7 protein-coding genes and 1 tRNA gene are annotated in these 7418 nt (G+C 61.7%); all 8 read right to left on the bottom strand.

Annotated elements, in window-relative coordinates; translation table 11 throughout:
- Positions 1–88: 88 nt before the first annotated feature.
- The gene (locus tag CJ178_RS23230; protein WP_033235958.1) at positions 89–286 is read right to left on the bottom strand and encodes a hypothetical protein; all 198 of its coding nucleotides are present in this window, start codon (positions 284–286) and stop codon (positions 89–91) included.
- A gap of 155 nt (positions 287–441) precedes the next feature.
- Positions 442–867 (bottom strand): DUF2752 domain-containing protein, encoded by a 426-nt coding sequence (locus CJ178_RS23225; protein ID WP_095887763.1) that lies wholly within the window; start codon positions 865–867, stop codon positions 442–444.
- A gap of 55 nt (positions 868–922) precedes the next feature.
- Positions 923–1528 carry an RDD family protein gene (locus CJ178_RS23220; protein WP_033235956.1) on the bottom strand — a complete coding sequence of 202 codons (606 nt, stop codon included), beginning with the start codon at positions 1526–1528 and terminating at the stop codon, positions 923–925.
- Between the two features lie 119 nt (positions 1529–1647).
- Positions 1648–1720: transfer RNA gene (locus tag CJ178_RS23215), tRNA-Thr, on the bottom strand.
- A gap of 30 nt (positions 1721–1750) precedes the next feature.
- Complete coding sequence (locus CJ178_RS23210; RefSeq protein WP_033235955.1) at positions 1751–2980, bottom strand: DNA polymerase III subunit delta'; 1230 nt, start codon at positions 2978–2980, stop codon at positions 1751–1753.
- A 36-nt stretch (positions 2981–3016) separates the two neighbouring features.
- Positions 3017–5944 carry a type I DNA topoisomerase gene (topA, locus tag CJ178_RS23205; RefSeq protein WP_095887762.1) on the bottom strand — a complete coding sequence of 976 codons (2928 nt, stop codon included), beginning with the start codon at positions 5942–5944 and terminating at the stop codon, positions 3017–3019.
- Positions 5945–6090: 146 nt separating this feature from the next.
- Positions 6091–6675 carry a hypothetical protein gene (locus tag CJ178_RS23200; RefSeq protein WP_033235981.1) on the bottom strand — a complete coding sequence of 195 codons (585 nt, stop codon included), beginning with the start codon at positions 6673–6675 and terminating at the stop codon, positions 6091–6093.
- A 118-nt stretch (positions 6676–6793) separates the two neighbouring features.
- On the bottom strand, positions 6794–6997 hold the full coding sequence (gene cspE / locus CJ178_RS23195; protein ID WP_033235953.1) for a transcription antiterminator/RNA stability regulator CspE: 204 nt from the start codon (positions 6995–6997) through the stop codon (positions 6794–6796).
- Positions 6998–7418 lie beyond the last annotated feature (421 nt).

Here is a 7418-nt window from a genome sequence, read left to right as displayed (position 1 = left end):
GTGTCCGTGTCGCTCTGACCTGGAATAAGTTACGCGAAGATCAACACAACACCAAATCGCCTGGTCACAGCGCTGCGCTTTGTAAACTTCAGGGAACCCAGTACCTCTGCGCCAGTTCTTCGATGATCGGATCTCCCTCTTGCGCCAATTCGAGGGCTTCGAGGTCGTCCGACACCGACAACAATCGGGAATCGTCACCTTCTGCATCGTGAATCGGGCGTCGGCCATCCTCGGAGAGTTGGCGCAACAACTTCTCGCGCACGCGGGCCTTCAACGAATCAGCCATACCGCCAGCATGTGCCTCAGACCAGACGATGTCGAGTACTTACTCGTCATCCTTCTTGCCGAAGACCCGTCTGGCTGTCGGGATCAAGACGATCAGTGCACCGAGAAGCACGATCAGTGAAAAAACCTGCATTGCCATTTCGACCTCACTCACATTCAGGCCGGCGCTAGCCAGCTACCCCAAGGGGTGTTCCGCACAACCGTAAAGGCAACAAGCGTTCCGAGCACCGCGATTGTCATTGCCGGCGCAAGCACGATCATCCAATCGGTCAACCCGTTCCATCTGCGCACAACCCACCGCCCCCACGCGACAACCAGTACCGCGATCAACGGAACGATCAACACATTGCTCGACAACGACGCACCGATATCGAGATGCGTCAGGTCGTTGACTGCTCGAAGGCCACCACACGCCGGGCACCACAGACCTGTCACCGCATACATGGGGCAGACCCCGTAGCTTCCGGAATTGTGCGGATCTCGGACGTGCAAAAGCACAAAAGCCGAGACCCCCACTGCAGCGACGCCGGCCGGAGCGCTCAGCGCCCGCCAGCCCCGCACTGCGGAGGTCTCGGTCTTCATACGATCCACTGTAGAAGCTGGTGGCCACCGACAGCTGCGGCCACGCGAACCCGTTCTATCTCGCTCGAATAACGACTGAGCGAACAATCATGTCGTGCCAGCACTGGCTCTTCGAATCCCAGAGCGGCCACAAGTAGTTGAGGAAGCACGCTCCGCCGAGGATCGCTTCCAATATCCATCGCAGGAGAGCCATGGGTGGTCCCAGCGGAACACCGTCGGACTCTCGAACCACGGAGATGCCCAGCCACTTCTTCCCCAATGACTGGCCGGTATTGCCCTGACGGAAGACGTAGTTCCAGACCTCGATCAGGAGGGTCAGAACAATCCCGATCCCGATGACCAAGAGGCCGACCGAATTTGCACCTTCCGTAGTGACGGTTCCGTCGTCATACGTGGTGACCTCCGCTCCCGAGAACGCGATCACCGCGCCGATTATCGCGACGATCACGCCAGGTAGCGGCACGATGAGGTAATCGAGCAGATACGCGCCGACACGCGAAATCCAGGAGGCGTACGGGTAGGCAGGTTGCGGAGGCCCATATCCCTGCGACGACACGGGAGGCATCTGCCCGTACTGAGGTGGCTGTCCGTACTGCGGTTGCTGCCCGTACTGCGGTGGCTGGTTCGGCTGCTCGCCAGATCCCCAGTTCTGCTCCGACATGGCGATTCTCCCCTGCTCAGGCGCGTGTACGCAGGATCAGGATAAACGGGGCATCGAGTATTTACCGGTAAACGACAAGAGCCCCGCACCAGAATTTCCTGGTACGGGGCTCTTGGCCGAGCTGCCTGAGAGAATCGAACTCTCGACCTTTTCATTACGAGTGAAATGCTCTACCGACTGAGCTAAGGCAGCGTGCCTTTCGGCGATGGCGAGTCTAACTGGTCAACCCCCGGAACGCGAAAACGGGGGTCGGAAGGCTTCGCCGATACTCGCAACCATCGCGTCGAGAGCCCACTGCAACTTGACGTTGAAATCGACGGCTTCGCGACATGCAAGCACGGCTTCGATGCACTTCAGTAGACCTTCCGGTGACGTCCGTGATGCCAGATCGGATGCCCGCTCAGCCATATCGGGATGAGTGGACGTGGACGACGACCCCAACGCGTACGACAAGGCGTCGCGGTACATGCCGGCAAGATCGATCAGCGTCCGGTCGAGAAGATCACGCTTGGCCCGCGTATCCCTCGATTTCTGCCGCGCTTCGAGTTCCTTGATCAATCCGGCAGACCCTCGGAGCGTGCCGGCTGTGCCCTTACCGGTTCCGCCGCCACCGAGCGAGACCTTCAGTTCTTCGAGTTCACGTTCCTTGACGTCGGTGAAGAGTGTCTTGGTTTCGGACTCGATCGACTTCACCAGATTTTCGGCTGCTTTGTACGCCGTCGATGCGGACGCGGCATCAAAGGCAAGCCGGAGCGACCGCGCACGTTCGTCCCGCGCGACATCGTCGGTAGCCAAGCGTCGCGCTCGGCCGACGTGACCACCGCTGATCGATGCGGCAAATCTCGCCTGGTCGGGAGCCAATCCGTCACGCCCGATCAACACCTGGGCAATCGACTCGACAGACGGCGTCACGAGAGCCAAGTGCCGGCATCGCGAACGGAGTGTGACCGACATGTCCTCTGGGTCCGTGGTGGGAGCGCAGAGCAGGATCACCGTGCGGTCCGGCGGCTCCTCGACAACTTTCAGAAGCGCATTGGCCGCGCCCTCGGTCAATCGATCCGCGTCCTCGACGACGATGACCTGCCAACGACCGGTCGTTGGCCTGCGCGACGCGATATTGACGATCTCGCGCATGCCTTTGACGCTGATGCTCAATCCGTCGGGAATGATCCGTCGTACGTCACCATGGGTTCCCGCCATCGTGGTTGTGCACGCATGGCACTGCCCGCATCCCGGTTCGCCGTCGGACGTGCACTGCAGGGCTGCGGCAAAGCACAGCGCCGCCACGGACCGCCCGGATCCGGGAGGCCCCGTGAAGAGCCACGCATGGGTCATATCGGATCCGCTGGAGTCGCCTCTGGCGGACAGCGCGGCGGCTCGCAAACTCTGCTCGACGTCGTGCTGACCTACCAGCCGACCGAACACACCACGTTCGGTCACATCACTACTCATGCAAAAACCTTAACCGTCGGCACCGACGAGTCCGGCTCAGTCCTTCTTCGCCGGAGCCTTCTTGGCAGCCGCTTTCTTGGCCGGGGCCTTCTTGGCGGCGGTCTTCTTCGCAGCGGCCTTCTTCGCCGGGGCTTTCTTCGCAGCGGCCTTCTTCTTCACCGGTCCGCGGGCACGACGGTCAGCGAGCAACTCCGACGCACGAGCATCCGAGATGGATTCGACGGCATCGTCCTTGCGCAGGCTGGCGTTGGTCTCACCGTCGGTGACGTACGGACCGAAACGACCGTCCTTGATCACCATCGGCTTCTCACTGACCGGGTCGACACCCAGCTCACGCAGCGGCGGAGTAGCCGACGCCTGACGTCCACGTCGCTTGGGCTCTGCGTAGATCTTGAGCGCGTCGTCGAGGGTGACCGTGAACATCTGCTCTTCGTCGGACAGGGAACGCGAGTCGGTGCCCTTCTTCAGATACGGACCGTATCGGCCGTTCTGAGCGGTGATCTCTTCCTTGCTCTCGGGATCGACACCCACGACGCGCGGAAGGGACAGCAACCGAAGTGCATCCTCCAAGGTGACCGTCGCCAAGTCCATGGACTTGAGCAGCGATCCGGTGCGCGGCTTGGGGCCCGCAACCTTCTTGGCAGCCTTCTTCGCGGGAGCCTTCTTGGCTGCGGCCTTCTTCACCGCAGTCTTGGTGGTTCCCGCGCTGACCTCTTCCGGTTCCGGAACCGGCACGATGTCCGGCTCCGGCTCGGCCGGCGGTTCGGGGAGAATCTCGGTCACGTAAGGACCGAAGCGGCCCTCCTTCGCGACAATCTCGTTTCCGGTCAGAGGATCGACGCCCAGCTTGCGACCTTCTTGAGGCGTCGCGAACAGCTTCTCGGCGTACTCGGGGGTGAGCTCGTCCGGCGGCAGGTCATCGGGAAGATTGGCCCGCTGCGAGATCAGATCGCCTTCGGGATCGTCCGGATTCTGAACCATGCGCTCGAGGTACGGACCGAATCGGCCGACACGTACGTGAACCTCACGACCCTCGGCGTCGTCGAACAGCCGGATGGAGTTGACCTCGCGGGCGTCGATCTCCTCGAGATTGACGCCGACCATCTTCTTGAGGCCGCCTTCGCGGGCGACCGAACCTTCGGCACCGTGCTCGCCACCGAAGTAGAAGCTGCTCAGCCAGTTACCGCGCTGCTCACGTCCACCGGCAATAGCGTCGAGGTCGTCTTCCATGCCTGCGGTGAAATCGAAGTCGACCAACCGGCCGAAGTGCGCCTCGAGCAGACCGACCACGGCGAAGGCAACCCACGCCGGAACCAGTGCGCTGCCCCGCTTGTAGACGTATCCGCGGTCGAGGATGGTCTTGATGATCGACGAATACGTCGACGGTCGGCCGATACCGAGCTCTTCCAGAGTCTTGATCAGGCTGGCTTCGGTGTACCGCGCCGGCGGGTTGGTGCTGTGACCGTCGGGATCGAGCTTGGTTGCCGTGACTTCCTGGCCCTTGACCAGTATCGGAAGCCTGGATTCGGCATCGTCGGACTGACCGCCTGCCTCTTCGTCGACGCTCTCGACGTAAGCCTTGAGGAAGCCCGCAAATACGATGGTGCGACCGGACGCGGAGAACGTGCAGTCCTCACCCGTGCCGGCCGTGCCGGAAATGCGAAGCGTCAGCGTGTTGCCCCGAGCGTCGGCCATCTGCGAAGCCACGGTGCGCTGCCAGATGAGTTCGTACAACTTGAACTCGTCGGCGTCGAGCTTGGAGTGCAACTGCCCCGGCGTCTGGAACACATCGCCGGCCGGACGGATTGCCTCGTGCGCTTCCTGCGCGTTCTTGACCTTGCGGGTGTACTGACGCGGCGTCGGATGGACGTACTCCGGGCCGTACAACTCGGTGGCCTGCGCACGAGCAGCAGCGATCGCCGACTCGGACAGCGTCGTCGAGTCGGTACGCATGTAGGTGATGTAGCCGTTTTCGTACAGACGCTGCGCGATACGCATGGCCCGCTCGGACGTGAAGCGAAGCTTGCGACCGGCCTCCTGCTGCAGCGTCGACGTCATGAACGGCGGGTACGGCTTACGGGTGTACGGCTTGTCTTCTGCAGACGAAACCGTGAGGTCGACGCCGTGCAAAGCCTCGGCCAGTCGACGCGCGTACGCCTCGTCCAGCACAGTGACCGCACTGCCCTTGAGCTTTCCGTCCGGTCCGAAATCGCGACCGGAAGCAACGCGGGAACCGTCGACCGAGACAAGACGCGCACCGAAACTGCGGGGGCTGGCGTCGGCGCCGGCATCAAGCGTGGCGGAGATGTCCCAGTACGAAGCCGACTTGAACGCCATGCGCTCACGCTCACGCTGGACGATGACACGGGTAGCAACCGACTGGACGCGGCCCGCCGAGAGCCTCGGCATGACCTTCTTCCAGAGCACCGGGCTGACCTCGTAACCATAGAGACGGTCGAGGATACGGCGGGTTTCCTGAGCGTCGACGAGGTCGATGTCGAGCTCGCGGGTGTCTTCGGCAGCAGCACGAATTGCCGGTTCGGTGATCTCGTGGAAGACCATTCGACGAACCGGAATCTTGGGCTTCAGGGTCTCGAGGAGATGCCACGCAATGGCCTCACCCTCGCGGTCGGGGTCAGTTGCGAGGAAGAGTTCGTCAGCGTCCTTCAAGAGTGACTTGAGTTCGGCGACCTTGCCCTTCTTCTCCGGGCTGACGACGTAGAGCGGCTCGAAGTCGTGATCGACGTTGACGCCGAGACGGGCCCACGGCTCGCCCTTGTACTTGGCCGGAACATCCGCTGCGCCGCGCGGCAGGTCGCGAATGTGACCGACCGATGCCTCGACTACGTAGTCCTTACCGAGGTAAGGAGCGATTTTGCGCGCCTTGGTCGGTGACTCGACGATCACGAGGCGACGAGGGTTACCGGACGCTCCCTGACCGCTGCCGTTGTCCGCTTTAGCCACCTGCTGCCCGAACCTTCCTTTGGACGATCACTGCCGTCGGCAGTTCTTCAGAACTAGACGTGTGGAGCAAGTTATACCCCGTGTCTCTCTTTACAGAGTGACATACCCGCACGACATTCGTGCAGATCAGTACAGTATGGACACGGTCAGATCTGTGGCCAGGCCGCTTCGAGGTCCACGTGACGGGGTGCCTCGCCCAGGTATTCGACGAGCTTGGTCAGTCGCTTCTTGCCGGCGATACGAAGCCCTGGACCGGGCGTCCGGTTGCCCAGCTGAGTAGGTGCGATACCCACTCGCATCAAGGCTTGCGCCAACGGCGCGTGAGTCTGAGTCGCGTGCGGATCGAGGCCGAAAACGAAGCGTTCGCCGTCCTCTTCCATCCTGCCGGACGAGACTGCCCAGACCCGGAGCTGGCGGGGATTCGGAACCCATCCAGCCGGGACGGACTTCACGGCACCTTTGGTCCACTGCACGGACAGGGGCAGCAAGGCCGGCGTCGCCTGAGTTCGGACGAGCGGGCTGCCTTCATCACTACGCGTCACTTCTGCGCCGAGTCCGCATTGCGCGATCAGCTCGGCAATGGCCTGGGCCCGCCAGTCTCGATCTACGACGATCGAGATCCGAGCACGATCTTCGTTTGTCACCACCTGACCGTGTCCGGCCAGCATGCCGGCCAGGTCTGTCACGGCAGGGGGAATCGACTCGGCGGAGAAAAAGGACAGTTGGCTCACAGAGTGCAACGTAGGGCACGAGGACCGTTGCGGCATAAATAATGGGACCTATTACGAAAAGGTCTGTCCCCCATTGCGGCGAGGCAACGAGGGACAGACCGTGTCCAGCTCGGAAGAATCAGACCGCGCGAACGCCTGTCGCCTGGGGCCCCTTGTTGCCCTGCCCTACCTCGAACTCCACACGCTGGTTCTCCTCGAGGGTACGGAAACCGTTGCCCTGGATCTCGGAGTAATGAACGAAGACGTCTGCGGAACCGTCTTCGGGAGCGATGAAGCCGAAGCCCTTTTCAGCGTTGAACCACTTCACAGTGCCCTGTGCCATGCTTTTCCTTCTCTTTCTAACACCGGATTCGATGAACTGCGCTTATTCAATCCATCGGGCCCGTTCCGGCCGCAGTACCAGCTGATTTCCCCCCAGGCTTGCATCCTCGCAGGAAAGGGCAAGAGCACCACGTCCGCAACAAAAGATCCTGCGAGCGTGCACTTTCTCAAGCCTACGAACACAGAAGCTGCGACCGGTTGTCAGTCAACCATGTTCTGCGCGTGCACAACAGTCGAAATACGTTAAGAATTTGCTACCGAATATCACCGGCTTCGACCCGCCGCAGTCGGCCGCCACCCCGTGCCTCCACTTCCGCCAGCCGATGCGTATCATCAAAACTGCAGGTAACGGCAGTTCCGAACTGTCGGGACACCCGAACGCCGATCCCGGAGAGTCACGTGAACGCAGCCTCCCGCATTCC

This window comes from Rhodococcus sp. ACPA4 (assembly GCF_002300185.1).
In the GTDB taxonomy this organism is placed as follows: domain Bacteria; phylum Actinomycetota; class Actinomycetes; order Mycobacteriales; family Mycobacteriaceae; genus Rhodococcus_F; species Rhodococcus_F globerula.
The sequence above is the reverse complement of the archived record's forward strand: the minus strand, read 5'-3'. Positions and strand labels throughout refer to the sequence as shown.

What these genes read in the sequence shown, in the direction of transcription:
- CJ178_RS23230 (WP_033235958.1), bottom strand. Translation starts at nt 286, where the DNA reads ATGGCTGATTCGTTGAAGGCCCGCGTGCGCGAGAAGTTGTTGCGCCAA.
- CJ178_RS23225 (WP_095887763.1), bottom strand. Translation starts at nt 867, where the DNA reads ATGAAGACCGAGACCTCCGCAGTGCGGGGCTGGCGGGCGCTGAGCGCT.
- CJ178_RS23220 (WP_033235956.1), bottom strand. Translation starts at nt 1,528, where the DNA reads ATGTCGGAGCAGAACTGGGGATCTGGCGAGCAGCCGAACCAGCCACCG.
- CJ178_RS23210 (WP_033235955.1), bottom strand. Translation starts at nt 2,980, where the DNA reads ATGAGTAGTGATGTGACCGAACGTGGTGTGTTCGGTCGGCTGGTAGGT.
- cspE (WP_033235953.1), bottom strand. Translation starts at nt 6,997, where the DNA reads ATGGCACAGGGCACTGTGAAGTGGTTCAACGCTGAAAAGGGCTTCGGC.